The organism is Thermofilaceae archaeon (assembly GCA_038731975.1).
Classification (GTDB): domain Archaea; phylum Thermoproteota; class Thermoprotei; order Thermofilales; family Thermofilaceae; genus JANXEW01.
This window is the reverse complement of record JAVYQJ010000001.1, coordinates 164,697-181,621: the sequence shown is the minus strand read 5'-3', so window position 1 is coordinate 181,621 and position 16,925 is coordinate 164,697. Positions and strand designations below refer to the sequence as shown.

Sequence of the window (16,925 nt, the reverse complement as noted above, 5' to 3'; positions counted from 1 at the left end):
TCAAACCGAGCAGAGACAGAACTTAAAAGTACTGATCTAGCCCGACTCGACCCGCGTAATCCTGCTCGAGAACTAATCTCCCGCTTGTCACGGCCTCTTTCAACCTCTTCGCTAAAGTGGGGCCTATGCCGGGAACCTCCGCTAGTTCGCTCTCCGTAGCTCTGGCAATATCGGCCAAGCTCCTGTAGCCACGAGAGTACAGGGCACGAGCCCTAACCCGTCCAATACCTTTGATGCTCGTAAGCTCCAAAAGCTCTGGTTTCACGCCATGCCTGATCCGCTCCCTGAGTAAAGCTAGCTCCTTGTAGTGATTCATGTATCCTAGAAGCTTTGAAAGTTCGGACGCTGCGTAAGTTAGCCACTCAGCCGTCTGTGTAATCGCGTAGAGGTCCCCAGGCCCTACATCGTACTTATCATAGAGGTAGTCATCGGGCTTTTCCTCTATCCATTCAAGCAAGAGCGCCGCTACCTTAACCTCAGCTAGGAACATCTCGTACTCATCGGGATCCTCCGGTGGTGGCACTAAAAGATCTGATACTTTCTGCTCTACAAACTCTTCAAGCCATTCTCTGTCACCTTTCCTGAGGTACATTTTCGGCATATCGGGTGTGAGGGCCAGCAGATGCAAGTAAGCTAGATCAGATAGAGCCCTGCCACTTGAGAGGTACTTAATCACCAGACTGGCCGTGCGAGGATCGAGGTATAACTCGGCCACACGACGCCCTAATGGAGTTGCTTCCAGCTTGTTGTCCGATGCTTCCACAAAACCCTCTCTTTTCAGCTCCTTCAGCGCACTTTCAGCAAGCCTTAGAAGGTAGTTTACATCCCCCTGGACAGCGAAAAGGGTAATGCTTAGGGTCTTTCTCAACTCATGCACGCTTGACGCCAGACCGCTGGCCACTTCCGCTAGGATCTGGCTCCTGAGCGCGCGTTCAGACGACAGTTTAGACGTTACCCGCTCTGGTTGAGCCTTCACGTACTCTTCCATCAGGTACTCCGCCTCATCTAAAGTGCGGGCTATCAGTACTGCCTCGCCGACCTTGTCGTATTTTGGCCGACCAGCTCTCCCAGCCATCTGCTTGTACTCCATCACGCTGATTTCCTCGTAGACACCGAGCTCTACATTGTACCTGTGCCTATCCGCTATTATTACACGCCTGGCCGGCAGATTGACGCCGGCTGCAAGCGTAGGTGTAGCTACAACGACCTTCAGAAGATTGCTTCGGAAGGCATCCTCTATCATTTTCCTGACAGGGTGGCTTAAACCAGCATGATGGAAGGCAACCCCCCTAGCCATGACTGAGACGAGCTTCTCAGTCACTACATTCCGTTCCCGTGAGAGGAGCTGGGAGCACAACGCTTGTAACCTCTGCCTTTCAGATCTGCTCAGAAACTTCTCGACGGGAACTGCTAGTCGGGAAGCCGTATTGACGGCGCCTCGCCTTCTGAAGTTGAATATCAACACTTGTCCCCCTTCTCTGAGTGTGTCTTCAGTTAAATCGAGAAGTGGTTCCTCGAATCTGCAATCAACGCTCCTCGACGACCCATCGGAGAACTCTATCATACCGTCGTAGTATACACCTTCTTTGAGGGGAACTGGCCTCCAATCGCATACCACAGGCTTTGCGCTCAGCCAATTGGCTATTTCTTCCACGTTTCTTATCGTGGCACTCAAACCTAGCAATTGCGCGTTGGGTACAACCCTCCTTATGCGGGAAAGAAGAAGCTCGAGTGTGGGGCCGCGATTCGCTTCCCCGACCAGGTGTATTTCATCAGCTACCACGAGCGATACTTCCCTAAGCCACGGCGCTCGATGCCTCAGCAGACTGTCAGCCTTCTCATTTGTCGTTACGATGACGTTGTAGCGCCCTAACCACTCGTCAGTAGAGTCGTAATCGCCGATGCTTAGAGCCACCTTAAAACCGAGCGGCTCAAAAAAGCTTGAGAAATCTTCGTACTTCTCGGAAGCGAGCGAGCGGAGTGGCGTAAGGTAAAGTACTTTGCCTGCCTCACTCGTCAAGTGCTTTGCAGCCGCCAGCACGGCTATCAAGGTTTTTCCCGACGCTGTAGGAGCGGCGACAACAAGGCTCGCACCTTCAAGTAAACCGGCTCTTACCGCTAGCTGCTGAGGAGGAAAGAGCTCCACGACGCCCTGCTTGGATAGCGCCTCTATGATACTGGGGGGTAAATTGAGCTCCTCAATCCTCATTAATCTACCCCGTGCGCAAGAGCAGTATGTAGCCTGGCTTTGGCTCTATAATCTCCCCGCTGTTGTAAAGCCTCTCGAGGACTTTCCTCACGAACTGCTCCTCCAGCCCCTTCTCAACGGCTCTCGCAATGAAATCTTCGCGCTTTACAGCCTCTCCTCCCGCCTCCTCGACCATCTCCCTGAGAAGCTTGATGACATGCAAAACCTTATCTCTTTGAGACTTTGGTTGCCCGGTCATGACAAGATCGATGTCGAAAGTTTTCGTTTCCACATCATATCCGACACTCCTCAGGAACACCATCATCAGCTCTATAGCTGCTTCCGCATCCTTCTCTGTAACAACGTCGCTCAAAGCCATCTTCGCGTGAGCTTCAGCCAGCCTAATCAATGCCTCGAGCTGCCTCGGCGTGATCGCAATGGGAGAATCTGCCCCTTGGCTTTTCGACCGCATCTCCACGTAGAAGCTAATCACCTTCGATTTCGCCTCATCCGTCAGCCTGGGCTTGACGTACCTCCTCGCGTACGCTATGTACTTCCTTAGTAGGTCTCTTGGAAGGACATACTCGAGAGATTCTGGATAGTGCTGCCTGTGAAAGTCCAGCACGTACTCCGCCAAAGCTCTATCCCGCTCCGCATTTGGTACATCCGTGATCACGAAAATTAGGTCAAAGCGTGAGAGAATCGTGGGCGGAAGGTCTATGTTCTCCGTCACCGGTCTCCCGTGCAAGTAGCGGCCAAAGGCGGGATTTGCGGCTGCAAGAACGGATGCTCGCGCATTAAGGGTGGCGACGATGCCGGCCTTAGCAATGCTAACGGTCTGCTGCTCCATCGCTTCGTGAATGCTGACCCTATCCTTGGGGTCCATCTTGTCGAACTCGTCGATACACGCGATACCGCCGTCTGCTATCACTAGCGCGCCCGCCTCCAGGTAGAAGTCGCCCGACGCTTTCTCTCTCACGACCGCCGCCGTCAGTCCAGCAGCGGTGGACCCTTTCCCACTCGTGTATATGCCTCGCGGGGCGATCGACGCCACATACCTCAGGAGCTGAGATTTCGCAGTCCCAGGATCACCGATCAGTAGTATGTGGATATCCCCCCTCACTCTAACACCGTCGGGGTGCAGTTTCGGGACGCCGCCGAATAGAAGAAGCGCGATGGCCTTCTTCACCTCTTTGTAACCATAGATTGAAGGGGCAATGGAGTTCACGATGAGGTCGCGGATGTCGCTCCGCCTCGATAATTCCAGAATCCTTTTCTCATCCTCTGGTGTAATCTCCACGTCAAGGTCTTCCTTCGATGCGACTTCTACGTTATTCGCCTCTAGGTACATCTGGAAGATCGGAGGTTGACCTTTTAAACCTCGTTCAGGAGCCACGGCCAGAATACCGGTTACAATAGCGCGATCTCCCGGCCTGACGATGTCCACTAAATCATGAGAAGCCACTACCTCGATAGAACGGGGAAGTTGCCCTGAAGGAAGCTCTTCAGGTCTCTCCTGCAGCACGAACCTTTGCCAGTCAATAAACTTGCACTTCTCTAGAACCAATTCAAAACTTCCTCTTTTCTGACCACTGGCCGCGCAGCTCGGGCACTGAACCGGTTTTTCGAGCTTTTCGCCGGTTTGAACTATAGTGACCTCCTCACCGCACTCCCTACAGCGGTACACGGCCTCCAAGAGAAGTTGCTTGACAGGGGAGAGCTTGGTCACTATCCCCTCTATGGCGATTAGCTTGCCAAGATGGGTAGCCCTGGCCTTCCTGATCGGTACTTTAAGGCTCTCGGGTAACCTACGAATCCTAACGAAGAGATCAGTTACGCGCGTTAAGTACTCAGCGTTTTCAACCTTCATCACCTCCTTTAAGCCATCAACCGCGGCTTTGATTGTCAGACGCGGGTTCTCTACAAGCCTTTCAGCTAGTGAGGGGTCAAACGAGAGGAGATCGTCGAAGTCAACGATTAGCGACAAACTCCCTTCAAGGGCCATCCTAGCTATTCGAGCCCTGTACTTGTAATCACCCTTTTCATCCTTAAACGAACGGAAGAACTCCGCGAACCTCTCTGACAAGTTAACTCCTTCAACGATGGTTAAGCTTTCAACCAAGCGGATCACCCCTTTCCAAAAACTGCTTCATCGAGGAATACCAATCGCTCACCACCTTGCAGAGGCACGCGTAGAGAGCACGCTCCTCTATCGTCAATCTCTCAGCAAAATCTCTGCTAAACTCCGGGTTAACCAGAACAGCTCTTAGGATTTTCTGTAGTCGAAGCCTCACGATGTCTACCAGCATGGCTTTGGCAGCATCTGCCTTTTTGCTCCCCTCAGAGCTCTTCTCTAAGAGTTGCACAGTCAATCGAGCCTTTAGATAGAAATCACCAGCTAGCTGTTGGGGAGCTGAGAGATCTCTGCTTTCTATCCATCGTATTTTGTTGAGTTCCTGCCAGCTGTAGAGTCTCTCAGGGTCGAGCGCGAGCACCCCCTTTTTTATGAGAGGAAGCGCTTCGCGCAGCGAAAGATCTAGGCGCGCGCCCTTTCTCAGCAACTGCTCTCCCGAGCTGGTTTTAACGGGTACTTTAGCATCACTTACCACCACGACTGGGACCTGCGCATCCGCCATGACCAAAGTTTTTGATAATTCGCTGGCGACCATGGTCTGTCTCTCTCACTGTAGTGAGTGTTATCCCCTTGCTATGAAGTATTGAAAGAACTTACGTTGATAATGCGTTGAAAGTACTGAAGTAGAGTTATGCTATTACTACGACGAACTTACCTCGCTGTAATCTTCCTAGCCTCACGCTCTGTCTCTCGCAGGAGAACTATATCGCCCAGCCTAACCGGGCCTTTTACATTTCTAGTAAGTATTCTCCCTTTATCGGGCCCCTCGAGTACTCTAACCCTGACTTGCGTTACCTCTCCGGTCACCCCTGTCCTGCCTACAATCTGGATTACCTCCGCTGGAGTAGCGTCACTCCAAAGGTCAGCCGGCTGAGCGTATTTTTGCTTTGAGCTCATACCACACACCCAAGAGAAAGCTTTATCAGTATTTCGGTAGCGATTTCAGCTCTGCCTAAGCAGTCTTTTTACTTTTTATTTCGTTGACGGCTTTAATTACCTCGTTCATAAGGGCGGCCGCTTCGCCTGGCTCAATTATGCACGCGGATGCAGCTGCTACCCGAAGCCCACATGCAGCTCCAAGCTTGGCTTTCGATGGAACGTATACATAGGGTACTCCCTTTTCCTCGCAAAGAAGCGGTAGATGTGCTACAATCTCCGGGGGATCAACATCCTCTGCGATCAATACTAGCTTAGCAAGACCTCTTTCAACAGCTTTTGTTGTTTCATTGGTTCCCTTCTTAATCACTCCTCCGCGCTCCGCTGCCATGCGAATAGCTTCGTAAGCTTTCTCAGCCAGTTCTGGTGGAACTTCAAACCTCACGTAAAACGGCTTCTCACCCGACATATCGCTCACCCCTCATCGCTCATCTTTCAAATGGGGTGCAGCTCCTCTCCTTTTAAACTCTTCTAAGAGTAGCAGGCAATATTACCTAAAGTACCAGCACCCTAAGGTAAGAAAATAACTGCGCCCCTCTCCTCAGTCCCGTGGACGTCTGTCTGGTTAAGGAAGGGGATTTTGTGCTTCTCAGCGGAGCAAAGCGTAGTTACCTCGTAAGGGCATCAAAAGGGAAGCGCTTCAGCTTCAACGAGGGGATTATCGATTCTGAGGAGATCATCGGAAGGCAGTATGGAGAAGAGGTGACAACGCATCTGGGAGTCCGTCTCAGGCTCGTTCGTCCCACTCTACTGGATATCGTCTACCGCGGTTTCACACGGCGTACCCAAGTAATCTACCCCAAGGATGCCGCTCTGATTATTTTACGATGTGGAATTGGTCCTGGTTCGCGCGTCGTTGAAGCAGGTACCGGTTCTGGATGCCTAACGGCTCTCTTAGCACATTTTGTACGTCCAACAGGTACGGTGTACACTTATGAAGTCAGGCGCGAGTTCATCGATATCGCGCGTAAGAACCTAGCAACCGTGGGCCTCCTGGACTACGTCGTCATAAAAGAGAAGGATATCAGGGAGGGTATCGAGGAGAAAGAGGTTGACGCAGTGATCCTCGATATGGCAGACCCGTGGCATGTGATAGAGCATGCCCACCGCGCGCTCCGCTGTGGCGGTACGCTCACATGCTTCCTGCCAACAATTAACCAGGTGGAGAGAGTCGTGGACGAAGCCATTGCAAAGGGTTTCATAATGGTTGAAACCGTCGAACTACTGTTAAGGAACTTTAAGGTTAAACGGGGTGAAACTAGACCCGAAATTCGCATGATCGGTCATACCGGTTACATAGTTTTTGCCCGCAAGCCATAGCTGAAGGACTTATTTAGATCGTTGCTAAGCCTCTGCAGCAAGCTCTTTACTTCAGTACTCCAACTGACGTTTCACCAAACTTTTTGTCATCTACCCAAACGTAATGCAGCAGCTGTAAACGCTCCTTTGAACAATATCCCGTTACCGTAGAAATGGTTTTAAGGACGTGAATCTACAAGTACCCTCTGATGTCACGAATACATGAGGCTTTCCTAGACATTGGAGAGTTCAGGATCTATAGCTCGACAGATGCGACATTTCGTGCTCTTCACGCGGTACAAGAGGTATTTGAGCAAGCTTCCAGTACGCGGGAGGCTCTCGAGGATTTGCTGGCGGCGTTAAAGTACGTCACTGATAGGAGGCCAACTTCGATAATGCTGTTCAACGCGATGAAGAGAATGCTGGACTACATTGAGAGCGGCGTGAGGACGGGGGCTTCGAAGAGCGAGGTGACAAAGATGGTTGAAGAGGGGGTTAGTGCTGTGAGAAGAGAGATAGAAAATGCGATAAGCCTGGCTGCTGCGCTTGGCGCCCGGCGCGTGCGTGAGAACGCATCTCTGTTAACCTGCTCTTACAGCAGAGTAGTAAAGATGCTCTTTTCCCGGCTGAAATCGGAGGGAAAGCGAGTACGCGCTTTCGTCACTGAATCAAGGCCCGGTGGTGAGGGCATTCGATTGGCGCAAGAGTTGAGTGAGATGGGCATCGAAACCGAGCTTATCGTGGACTCGTCGGTAAGGCACTTCATGAAGGAAGTGGACTTGGTAGTAACAGGAGCTGAAGCAATAGCGGCTAACGGCGCTGTCGTGAACAAAGTGGGAACATCGTTGATCGCTCTCGCCGCTAATGAGGCTCGAGTTAGAACCTTCGTGCTTACCACGACGCACAAGTTCTCTGCAGAGACGATCTTCGGGGAGCTTGTGAAACTCCCTGTGATGAGAGATGTGAGCCTCTTACCGGGGCTCGAAAAAAGGAGGGATCTAAACGTGTGCTACCCACTTTTCGACGTAACACCACCCCGGTACGTTGACGCCATAGTTACTGAGAAAGGCGTGGTGGCTCCAGAGGCAGTGATCCTACTCGTGCGCGAACTATATGGATGGCCTACCGAAGCTCACGATCTGATCTCCCGCCTAGAAAAGTTGGTGGAGGTGGCAGGGGGGTGAAAGCATCGCCTAAAGTCCTAAAGATAGCGCAGTTAATCAAAGACATGCGTGTGAGAGGAGCGGGTAGGATCGCGAGAGCAGCTGCTTACGCGATGAAGATAGCTGCGCTAGAGTACAAGGGGTCATCCCTCGACGACTATTTGACGTACATGAGGCATAATGCTCAGATACTAACCTCTACTAGACCCACCGCGGTATCCCTCCATAACGCGGTTAGATACGTGATGAACAAGGTCCGCAGAGCGAGCAGCTGCGAGGAAGGGGTTGAAATGGCGGTAAAAGCAGCAGACAGCTTCATAGTATCGTCCCTGAATGCGGTTAGAATCATAGGGGAGATCGGCTCTCGTCTCATCGAAGATGGTGACGTTGTTTTGACGCATTGCAACAGTTCGGCGGCTCTATCGGTCATAAAGACGGCGTACAGAAAGGGGAAAAATATCGTAGCCTACGCTACAGAGACGCGCCCCAAGTTCCAGGGATTGCTGAGTTATCGAGAGTTGGTTGACGCGGGAGTCCCCACCACTCTCATCCCGGATTCGGCCGTGAGATACTTCATCAGGGATGTCGACAAAGTTGTGGTCGGTGCTGACACAGTTACTGCTAACGGTGCCGTGGTGAACAAGATCGGGACGTCGCTGATCGCTCTCGCTGCGTATGAAGCAGGAGTCAAGCTCTACGTGGCCACTGAAACATACAAATTCAGCCCAGCAACTATTCTCGGAGAACTGGTAGAGATAGAGGAAAGAGGGGCAGACGAGGTTTTACCCACGCACATTCTGTCGAAGTATACCAATCTTAAGGTTCGTAACCCAGCCTTTGATGTTACGCCACCTGAATACATAGACGCAATTATCACCGAGCGAGGGATCATACCGCCGAAAGCGGCAGCACTTATACTCCTAGAAGATTACGGGGCAGAAGTGGCAGAGGAGCTAACGAAAGTAACGATAGATCTTGAAGAGGGCTTGCCTCTCTACTCTACTGACTGAAAAACCGAAGGTCTGATGTACTCATTCAGCCCTTTCCTAATACTTTTTTGAAAACTTAAAACATCCACGATAAATCTAGGAGTACCGGAAAGAAATGGCGCCCCGGCCGGGATTTGAACCCGGGTTTTCCGTGCGGCTCCCCGCTCTCCGGCTCGACAGGCCGGCAATCCAGCTTATGTGGGTTACTGGGCCAGACTATACGACCGGGGCTGAAAGGGTGTTTGTGCAAGCCTTTAATACCTTTTGTGCTCTACGCGCGTACGCCCACTCTTCGGAGCTCGCTCTTTTTGCCATAAAACCCAGTCCATTTAAGCTTGGAGGGGTCCCTGTGCAACTTAATTGCATACTTGAAGCACTTGCTGGAGCAAAAACGCAGAATGACCCCGTCGTTTCTTACGTACCATAGGCCTGTACCTGGCCGTATCTCGTGCCCGCAGAAGCTACAAGTGTATACCCGCACCATTGTAGCGCACCTCCCAGCTGCGCGAGCTTTGTCTTTTAAATTTGATTCTACTCAGTGAGCTTCGTTAGATGCACGCTGTTGGCTCAGGTCTATGACCTTCGCCAGCCTCGCGATTTCTTCTGCAACGCTCCTACTTTGGGTGGTCAATATGACCTGGACACCTGGACTCAACCTTAGCAGCGCTTTGGCTAGCAACACATGGGTGCTTTCATCAACGTTCGGAACCGGATCGTCTAAGACAAGGAAGGCCAAGTTCCCAGGCTTAAGTAGCCTTGCGGCGAGGAAAAGGGAAAGAGCGAAGACAGATTTCTGGCCGTCGCTTAAGCGTGTAGCAACGGGAACTATCTTCCCGTCAGTTCGCCTTTTTACAAATGCAACATACCTACCCCTTCCGCTTTGAGCCCAGTGGCTCTCAACGCTTATGAGCACCGCATCATACTGCATGCTAGGATCAAGCTCGACAAAAAACCTCGATGCGATACCCGAGAGTTTCTCGGCCAGGCTTCGACGCAAGGCCACGTGCGTATCGGAGAGAGCCCTCTTGATACGTTCTAAGCGGTTGTAAATCAGCTCGAGCCTCTCCCGCCTGACGCGTAGCTCCTTTAACTTAGCGCTTGCAAGCTCGTATTCCCTTATCCGGCGCGCCATTTCGCCTTCTTGACGCTCGAGTTCCTTTAGCAACTCCCTGTTCGCAGATATGGCTTCTTTGACTTTGACGATGTCCTCAGTAATTTTTCGCACTCTTTCTTCATCATATCCCAGCTCTCTCAACCGGTTCTCAATTTTCCTCAACATTTCCCTAAGCTCAAAGTATCGAAGACTCCTGTAAAGATTTTCTAGTTGATTATAACCTTTTGTCAATTCTATTAATTTGTTTTTCAATATGCTCATACGCTCTTCGAGCTCGTCCAAGTTCAGTCTTAATTCTCTCAGCTCATCCAATGCCCTTTCCAGCTCACTCTCTAACTCGCTTCTCCTCTTTTCGTAATTCGATAACAGTCTAAGACTGTATTCGAGCTCTCTTAGCCTCCGCTCAGCATCTTTCAGCTCGGATAAGGATCTCTCTATCCTTTCACGCTGAAGACTCGTACTCTCGGGTGGGGTTGCTTCAGGAAGCGAGCTAAAACTAGTGACTTGATTCCCACATACTGGGCATTTGACATAATTCCGATTTTTTAGGCTTTCCATTACCTCCTTCTGTATCGCGTGTATGCATAATGATCTGCCTTCTTCTCGTTGAAGAGCCTTTAGTTTAACTTCGAGTTGTGCTATTTTTTTAGCCAATGTTGGAATGTCACCATATTTTTCCTTTATTTTTTCATATTCTATTTGAGAGCTTTTCATTTTTTCAATTTCAGATTCTATTTCCCCTAAATCATCTTCCAGTTTTCTTATATAACTCTCCATGTAATTTATTCTATTTCTGATATTCTGAATATCATAGTTTAATTGCAAAATGCATTCTTCGTTAACCTTTGTTACCAAACGTTTGAACATTTCAACAAAAGATGTGATATTACTTATCGATACTTCGTAATCACGGATTAACTTTGCCTCTTCTCCGAGAAAACATTCTTCAAGCAGGCTACATAGGTCGTTTTTTAAGTTTCCTGCCAATTCAAGGATATAGCTCTGGTCGACTTCGATAAACTTGACTGGCTTCTCGCTCTCTAGGACTTTCAATTGTTCTCTAAGTTTTTCAGCCTCTAATCGAAGCTTCTCCACTTCTTTGCTGCAAGCTTGGAGCGCGCTGTATTCCTCTTCCAGCAGCCTCCTTTTCACTTCTAGCCTATCCAGCTCCGCCTGTAACTCATCCCTTCTTTTGATCAGTTCCGCGTACCTGCTTTTCAACCTCGGTAGCTCTTCGAGAATCGATTCGCCTCCTAATTTGCGCTCCTCCTCCTCTATACTCTTTAACGCGTCTTTAACATCCTTCAAACTGATCTCTCTCTGGAGTTTTTCTAGCTCGCTGATCCCGAGAAGCACATCGAACAGCCTTCCTTGCTCAGCTGGTGGAGCGTGAAGAAGCGTGTATAGCTCCTGGTAGCCTAGCGAATACTCGGTTACGAACTCGTCGAATGGGCAGCTAAGCTTCGACTGTAGGTACTTCTCTGCTACGTCATCGCGAAACTCGTTGTTACCAACAGTAACGACGAGGGTCGTTAGTCCAGTTCTATTAAGCGTTCTTGTTATGCTTATGTCCGTGCTTCCATCTGTGAGAACCACTCGAACTTTCGCTTCTTCGCAGAAGTCATTGATTAGATCCTCTTTCCTGAGGTTTCTCGTGGGTAGTTCTCGAATCATTCCGAAAAGAGCGAATTCTAAGGCTCTGACAAGCGAAGTTTTACCAGCCCCAGGAGGGCCGAAAATAACCGTGAGATCATCACTGAACTCGATAGAAATCCTACGGTCAAAGGCTCTGAAACCCTCAGCTTCTAAGCTCTTAAGCCTCAGTGGCACCATTCAACACCTCAGCAACCAATTTTCTAATCTCCTCTCTGATGCCTCGAGGGCCCTGATCCCTGTAGGCCTTCACCAGTTTTTCAGCAAGCTCATAGGTCTCAGGGCTCTCTCTTAATACGTCTCTTAGTAAACGGAGGAGCTCATCGTAAATAGTGACCCCCGTCGACCCTCTTCTTTCAACCATGCGCTAGTTCACCCGAGGTTTACCCGCTCCCCCTCTTCATGAGCTCTGAAAGCCACGGATTTCCTTTAAGAAAATCCACATCCTGGAGCGCACCGCCCTCACTCAGGTCGAAGTTCCTATAGTCCCTACCTCTATCCCCATTCCATACCTCGGATTTTGCAACCTGAGATTCGGAGGAAACCTCGAGGAGGGTGTTAGTAGCCTGTACCTTCCCGGCCAAGTGCTCAGTTATCTTCCGTTCTATCAGTTCTATTACTTTCCTCTCAAGCTCCTTGAACAGAATCTCCTCCGAAAACGGTACGACAGTTGCTGGAGTGCTACCCCTCGTGGCGGGAAGCTTACCTTGCACAGTTAGGCCGCTCGCATCCCCAAAAGGTCTCGCGGGTACTGCTACCTCAATCCTATCCTCAGAAACCTTCAGTAGGCCAATCCCACTTTCCTTAAATTCCTCAAATGAGGGCAGGTGGCTATACCTTATCTCCTCTGTAGCAAAGTAAATCTCATCACATGGCTTATCCCTTAACAAGCGATACATGCAGCTTCTAATCGCCTTCTGATCCTTTACAGGGTTGCTCGAGTAAGACAGCACTTTCACTCCGACCGTAGTTCGCTTATTCGTAAAGGTTAGGTCTAGGCCCTCGAAAGGTGCTGTTTCACTATACCCCTTTTCATGGAAGTATTTCCTGAGAATGCCGATTAGAAGTGAACGCCTCTCTTGAACCATCCCTCACCCCTCCTCTCATTCCACAGGTAGTTATCGGGCAACGCCAAGCTCCACACCACGCAGCCCTTCCAGACCGAGAACTGTGGATCCTGCGTTAAGCGCACATCGATACTAATCGCGCTGCCGAGCCGCTCAGTCAGGAGCTGCTTCACCTTTACTGGTGAAGTAACGGCCACGTCCCTCAAATTCTCAGGAGCTTTCCACTGAAAGTTCCCACCGCTGAGAATCATCCTACTAAGGAGCGTATCGTGTAGCGAAGTGGGAGTTTTACGAATTGACCTTACTATAGCTTCATCCAGCGGGAGTGAACCCTCAATCGTCTCGTCACCGAGCCTTGCATCCCTTATGTTGAGTACACCCCGCTTTCTGTAACTTTCGTAGACCTCGTGTGATGGGTTAAACACCACCTCTCCAATGAGGAACCTTAGCCACCCCTTATCCTCCATATCGATCTCGGTGAGCGCTGATAGCCTTACTTTGCATCTGAACCTTTCTGGATCCTCTTTCGCTTTCTTCACAGCGGTGTTAAAATCCGCAGGAATAAGCCCAGCTTCCTCCTTAAACTTCCTCACTACAGCTTCATCGCTTGCTAAGTCACCGTAGCCAAGATCTTTCAGCACTTCAGCTGATATAGCGTCCGCCTCAGCGCCCCCCCTGTACAGCGCAACAACAGCTTCTCTCAGAGGGTAAGTATGTATCGGCGTGATTTGAGTGTTGCCGTGTCCCGATTCAATGACTACGCAGGATATTTCCTTCTCGGCTATTGCGACGGCCAAAGGCTGTGGTATCACGGTGAAAGCCTTAATGAGCCCCGTCTCCCGATCAATCCTACTGTGTATGCTGAGTAGTTTTTCGCTCATGTACTCCGGCGCTATCGCGGAGAGGGCGGCTGTGACGTAAAAGCCGTCAAAACCCTCTTTTTCTTTTAATTCCCTGAACTGCTCGAATCCTTTCTTAGTGAGCTCCGTTATAACTGCCCAGCCTCGTTCGTCGTCCCTCTTGACCTCACCGTCCGTAAGAGGGTAGACGAGATTGCGTGCTACTGCGCTCTTAGCTCCTAGGAACTTCTTCACCTCATCGCCCACTACGAGCTGCTTCTCAACACCGTACATCTTCAAGAGGTGGCTCTCTTCGAGGAACAGTCCGACGCTTTCCATTATGCGGGGTCTCCGCTCCATCAACGGTCCGTACTTGAAGTAGCGGGTACCGTAGTCTTCGCCGTACGCGGATAACGCCCTTCTCGGATCGAGCGTTGCCCCCGCCATGCCAGACCTATAATTACAATGGGGGGAGTATTTAAAGCGGATTGCATGAGATATAGGTGAAAGTAATCCTAGAGGCCTCCACCAACGATAAATCGCAACTGTGCTATTCTATCCATAACCTCGATGAATTCCCTTTCCAGCTTCACCCTAAGTTCTTCAAACTGTTCCTCTCCTATCTCACCGCGCTCGCGTCTTTTTATGAGGGATTCCAACTCTTTCTCAAGCTCAGCACGCCTCTTTTCAAGTGCTTTTAGCGCGTCACGTGGATCCTTAAAATCGGATAGAGAGATTCCCACGCAGCAAGAAGGAGACCCAATGTTAATAAACTTGCTGGCGGGCGGAATCGTTTAAAAATACCTGCTCGTATATCCTCACGCGTTATGTCAAACCTACGCATTGCTGTGAAAAGGTTGGACGGTTCAACTGTAGTAGAAGCCGAAGTTTACCGTGATTGGGCCCCACTTAACTTTGAGATCATATCCGCGATTCTCCCAGCCAAAGCTAGAGCCTATACTCTCGACTCGTACGCTGTATACTTCACATTGGGGGTCAGAGTCCTTCTCGAAGACCTCTACGTATCGGCCAAGCAAGGCGATGTCATCGTAATACCCTACACAAACAGCATCGCCGTGGTGTTAAACGACGTGGAGAAGATACGTTTCAAGTCGACCTTAATCGGTAAAGTCACCAGCCCTCTCGATAACCTCAAGGGTTTGAAGAAGGGTGAACCGGTCGTCATTGATAAACTTCCACCGAGGGCAAGGGTGTCTCAATGATCAGCGAGAAGGCCGTGTGCATAAAACTAAAGGAAATATCGGACTTGGCCAGGTTAGCCTCAGCTTTGGTGACGATGACCAGCTCCGTGTACCTCATCCACTTTAGCCATAACGGTAAGCACTACTACGGTCTTTTCGCTACTTTCAGAGATTACTACAGGTACTATGGAATACCCATCCTCTACTACGTGGAGCGGGACGAGCCACTAAAAGGCAAGTACCTGGCAATCAAGGTTGATGAAAATGGGGAGAGAGTTGAGAGCCTGACAGGGGTTAGAGCCGGATGGATATGCGTCCCTATCGTATCGCTTGATCGAAAACCGGATTTCATCGACATAGAGGTGTGAGCAGTGAGCTTCTTTGAGCATATACTATTCCTCAACTCGGTTGCATGTTTAATACTTACGACCGCTATCGTAGTAGCATTCAAGGATCGCAAGTTAAAGCAGCAACTTAGGGCATTGAGAATACTCGTCAGTTACATTACAATGACGCTCCTACTGAATCTATACATGGTGAGTATCAGTGGAACAACCATTCAGCAGATCTCATTAGTTCTTGCCGGCGCAACAGTTGTCCTACTCTGGGTAACTGTTTATAAACTTTGGGCTAAAGGGGAATAATACTCTTTGGCCCCCAAATAATGAATTAAAATAAATGTTTTGATTGGCTCTGGTTACTTCTTAGAGCTTTCTTTCGAGCACTATCTCTATCGTTGACACGATTCTTTCCTTGCCCGGTTCGCCGACTTTTTCACTGCCTATCTTGATAGCTGAGATATCGACCTGCCCCGCAAGGAACCGCGTTCTCACAATTTCGGCCGCATCAACAGCCTTCGATATTGCCCTTCCTCTGGCTTTTAGGGAGACGCGCTTAGCTCCCTGGTTGAACTGTATCACGGTCGCTAGTACGTAGTTCATTACCGACTTCTGCCCTATCAAGATGCTGCCTTCTTCGGCCATTCACCAGCACCTCTGGTTTTTGGCAGGCCCCTCCTCTACCCCATTCTTTTATCCTTTACGGAGCAGAATGAGTCGTACAAAATAAAAACCATTTTATGCTTTATTAGTTTTTTAATGTTAGAAGTTATTCTATTTTCACTTTAACTCCCGATGGTTTCTTACCCTTTTCCGCCTTCTCAACGGTTATTGTTAATACACCATTCTTGTAGCTAGCTTTCGCCGTTTCTGGACGAATCTTGGTAGGTAGTTTAACCGATTTGAAGTATTTTCGTTCACCTCTTTCAGCAGAGATTCTGATCTCCGTCTCAGTGGCCTCTACGGATATATCCTCTTTCTCTACTCCCGGAATGTCTACGATTACGCGTACAGTATCTTCTTCCTCTATCACATCCGTGAAGGGCTCGATGGCTTCCGCTATGCGGGGCCGGATGCCTGGTCTAATGTTTCCCCACTCCCTGACGCGTGGGACTCCGTCGGGGCCTATCGTAACGGAAAAGCCGTAGTAGTAAGGTCCGATCACCCTTCTTCCGCTCTTGAAGGTTTCGAAGCTCTCCTTCATCATCTCGTCTATTAGCCTGTCCATCTCCTCGAATAACCTTCTTGTCCTACGTAACCATTCATCAAATTCCGACATACCGCTCTTGCTGAAGAGTAGCCCAGCTTTAAATACTTTTTTTAAATGCAGAGAGAACACATTTAAGCGGTCAAGAGCCGAAGATTCGTGGCGGAAAGCTCGAGCGTACGCTTTAAGGCGATTGTGACAAATATCTCGATAGTGGACACGCCATGGGGGGAGAGAGTAGTCAAGGTGGATTTGACGGAGGAGCGAGAAACCCCAGGAGCTATAGTAGCGACAACAGATCAATCCGAAATTGCGCGAGAGCTGGCCCCTATCGTTTCTCAGATACTTCGCGCTATGCCGTTCTTTGGCGCGGCTGGAAAAGCGCGATTACCGCGTCTCTCCCTCTACTTGACGGAGGAGGAATGGGATCGCTTGATAGATCGACCCACGATAGGCGATCTAATGGAAGTAGAGATAGCTAAGGGAACGCTTAGGATCAGAAAGGAACCTACCTGATTTCAAGATAGCTAAGGGGGATGTCCTGGTAATCTCCGCTTAAGGTCCACCTCCTAATTACCATCGGTAGAAGCTTTAGCTTAAGCTCCATTGCGGCGATCTCGATAGGGTCTTTTAGCCCTAACTCTTCCACTGGAACTAGCGGCGGCGCCCCCAGTGACAACTGTAGAGCTCTCGCGCCTATAATTCGGGCTTTCTCATACCTAGTGAGCCAGGGGGGTCCTATCCGGATCGAAAAACCCGTTGACACATTCGGCGCGGGTAAAAAGGGGGTATAAAA

Annotated in this window: 20 protein-coding genes and 1 tRNA gene; 6 read left to right on the top strand and 15 right to left on the bottom strand. The window is 49.9% G+C overall.

Annotation, left to right across the window (positions count from 1 at the left end; all coding sequences use genetic code 11):
• Nucleotides 1-22 precede the first annotated feature (22 nt).
• The 5 genes from QXF46_01075 to rpl7ae all read right to left on the bottom strand — a co-directional run bounded on the left by QXF46_01075 (nt 23) and on the right by rpl7ae (nt 5,667).
• Nucleotides 23-2,209, bottom strand: a complete 2,187-nt coding sequence (locus QXF46_01075) for a DEAD/DEAH box helicase (GenBank protein MEM0225454.1) — start codon at nt 2,207-2,209, stop codon at nt 23-25.
• Nucleotides 2,210-2,213: 4 nt separating this feature from the next.
• The gene (locus QXF46_01070; GenBank protein ID MEM0225453.1) at nt 2,214-4,310 is read right to left on the bottom strand and encodes a minichromosome maintenance protein MCM; all 2,097 of its coding nucleotides are present in this window, start codon (nt 4,308-4,310) and stop codon (nt 2,214-2,216) included.
• Nucleotides 4,303-4,857 carry a hypothetical protein gene (locus QXF46_01065; protein ID MEM0225452.1) on the bottom strand — a complete coding sequence of 185 codons (555 nt, stop codon included), beginning with the start codon at nt 4,855-4,857 and terminating at the stop codon, nt 4,303-4,305. Before QXF46_01065 ends, QXF46_01070 begins: the two co-directional genes overlap by 8 nt.
• A gap of 116 nt (nt 4,858-4,973) precedes the next feature.
• Nucleotides 4,974-5,219, bottom strand: a complete 246-nt coding sequence (locus QXF46_01060) for a 30S ribosomal protein S28e (protein ID MEM0225451.1) — start codon at nt 5,217-5,219, stop codon at nt 4,974-4,976.
• A 55-nt stretch (nt 5,220-5,274) separates the two neighbouring features.
• A complete protein-coding gene (gene rpl7ae / locus QXF46_01055; protein MEM0225450.1) occupies nt 5,275-5,667 on the bottom strand; it encodes a 50S ribosomal protein L7Ae in 393 nt (130 codons plus the stop codon).
• 140 nt (nt 5,668-5,807) lie between these two features.
• Between rpl7ae and QXF46_01050 the strand changes: the two genes are divergently transcribed.
• The 3 genes from QXF46_01050 (at nt 5,808) to QXF46_01040 (ending at nt 8,730) form a co-directional block, all read left to right on the top strand.
• Entirely contained in the window at nt 5,808-6,578 is a 771-nt protein-coding gene (locus tag QXF46_01050; protein ID MEM0225449.1) for a tRNA (adenine-N1)-methyltransferase, read from the top strand.
• 188 nt (nt 6,579-6,766) lie between these two features.
• Nucleotides 6,767-7,741 (top strand): hypothetical protein, encoded by a 975-nt coding sequence (locus tag QXF46_01045; protein MEM0225448.1) that lies wholly within the window; start codon nt 6,767-6,769, stop codon nt 7,739-7,741.
• On the top strand, nt 7,738-8,730 hold the full coding sequence (locus tag QXF46_01040) for a ribose 1,5-bisphosphate isomerase (protein ID MEM0225447.1): 993 nt from the start codon (nt 7,738-7,740) through the stop codon (nt 8,728-8,730). The genes QXF46_01045 and QXF46_01040 overlap by 4 nt, the downstream gene beginning before the upstream one ends.
• A gap of 95 nt (nt 8,731-8,825) precedes the next feature.
• On the opposite strand, the gene QXF46_01035 is transcribed toward QXF46_01040, so the two are convergent.
• From QXF46_01035 to QXF46_01005, 7 genes are all read right to left on the bottom strand, one after another.
• Nucleotides 8,826-8,940, bottom strand: a tRNA-Asp gene (locus QXF46_01035).
• A 40-nt stretch (nt 8,941-8,980) separates the two neighbouring features.
• Entirely contained in the window at nt 8,981-9,193 is a 213-nt protein-coding gene (locus QXF46_01030) for a 50S ribosomal protein L24e (protein MEM0225446.1), read from the bottom strand.
• A gap of 51 nt (nt 9,194-9,244) precedes the next feature.
• Nucleotides 9,245-11,653, bottom strand: a complete 2,409-nt coding sequence (locus tag QXF46_01025; GenBank protein MEM0225445.1) for an SMC family ATPase — start codon at nt 11,651-11,653, stop codon at nt 9,245-9,247.
• Nucleotides 11,637-11,840 carry a hypothetical protein gene (locus tag QXF46_01020; GenBank protein ID MEM0225444.1) on the bottom strand — a complete coding sequence of 68 codons (204 nt, stop codon included), beginning with the start codon at nt 11,838-11,840 and terminating at the stop codon, nt 11,637-11,639. Before QXF46_01020 ends, QXF46_01025 begins: the two co-directional genes overlap by 17 nt.
• A 19-nt stretch (nt 11,841-11,859) precedes the next feature.
• On the bottom strand, nt 11,860-12,564 hold the full coding sequence (locus QXF46_01015; GenBank protein MEM0225443.1) for a hypothetical protein: 705 nt from the start codon (nt 12,562-12,564) through the stop codon (nt 11,860-11,862).
• On the bottom strand, nt 12,537-13,829 hold the full coding sequence (locus tag QXF46_01010; GenBank protein MEM0225442.1) for a hypothetical protein: 1,293 nt from the start codon (nt 13,827-13,829) through the stop codon (nt 12,537-12,539). The genes QXF46_01015 and QXF46_01010 overlap by 28 nt, the downstream gene beginning before the upstream one ends.
• A gap of 68 nt (nt 13,830-13,897) precedes the next feature.
• Complete coding sequence (locus QXF46_01005) at nt 13,898-14,125, bottom strand: hypothetical protein (GenBank protein MEM0225441.1); 228 nt, start codon at nt 14,123-14,125, stop codon at nt 13,898-13,900.
• An 84-nt stretch (nt 14,126-14,209) separates the two neighbouring features.
• On the opposite strand from QXF46_01005, the gene QXF46_01000 reads away from it, so the two are divergent.
• Both QXF46_01000 and QXF46_00995 read left to right on the top strand, forming a co-directional pair.
• The gene (locus tag QXF46_01000; protein MEM0225440.1) at nt 14,210-14,605 is read left to right on the top strand and encodes a hypothetical protein; all 396 of its coding nucleotides are present in this window, start codon (nt 14,210-14,212) and stop codon (nt 14,603-14,605) included.
• Nucleotides 14,602-14,952: a cren protein gene (locus QXF46_00995; GenBank protein ID MEM0225439.1), complete on the top strand. Its 351-nt coding sequence runs from the start codon at nt 14,602-14,604 to the stop codon at nt 14,950-14,952. The genes QXF46_01000 and QXF46_00995 overlap by 4 nt, the downstream gene beginning before the upstream one ends.
• 336 nt (nt 14,953-15,288) lie before the next feature.
• Here the strand turns inward: QXF46_00995 and albA are convergent, their stop codons facing one another.
• A complete protein-coding gene (gene albA / locus QXF46_00990; protein ID MEM0225438.1) occupies nt 15,289-15,567 on the bottom strand; it encodes a DNA-binding protein Alba in 279 nt (92 codons plus the stop codon).
• A 124-nt stretch (nt 15,568-15,691) separates the two neighbouring features.
• Nucleotides 15,692-16,201 carry an archaeal heat shock protein Hsp20 gene (gene hsp20, locus QXF46_00985; GenBank protein ID MEM0225437.1) on the bottom strand — a complete coding sequence of 170 codons (510 nt, stop codon included), beginning with the start codon at nt 16,199-16,201 and terminating at the stop codon, nt 15,692-15,694.
• Nucleotides 16,202-16,288: 87 nt separating this feature from the next.
• Here hsp20 and QXF46_00980 point away from each other — a divergent pair, with 87 nt between their 5' ends.
• A complete protein-coding gene (locus QXF46_00980; GenBank protein MEM0225436.1) occupies nt 16,289-16,645 on the top strand; it encodes an arcadin 1 in 357 nt (118 codons plus the stop codon).
• On the opposite strand, the gene QXF46_00975 is transcribed toward QXF46_00980, so the two are convergent.
• Nucleotides 16,638-16,895, bottom strand: a complete 258-nt coding sequence (locus tag QXF46_00975; GenBank protein ID MEM0225435.1) for a DNA-directed RNA polymerase subunit K — start codon at nt 16,893-16,895, stop codon at nt 16,638-16,640. The genes QXF46_00980 and QXF46_00975 overlap by 8 nt on opposite strands.
• Nucleotides 16,896-16,925: the final 30 nt, after the last annotated feature.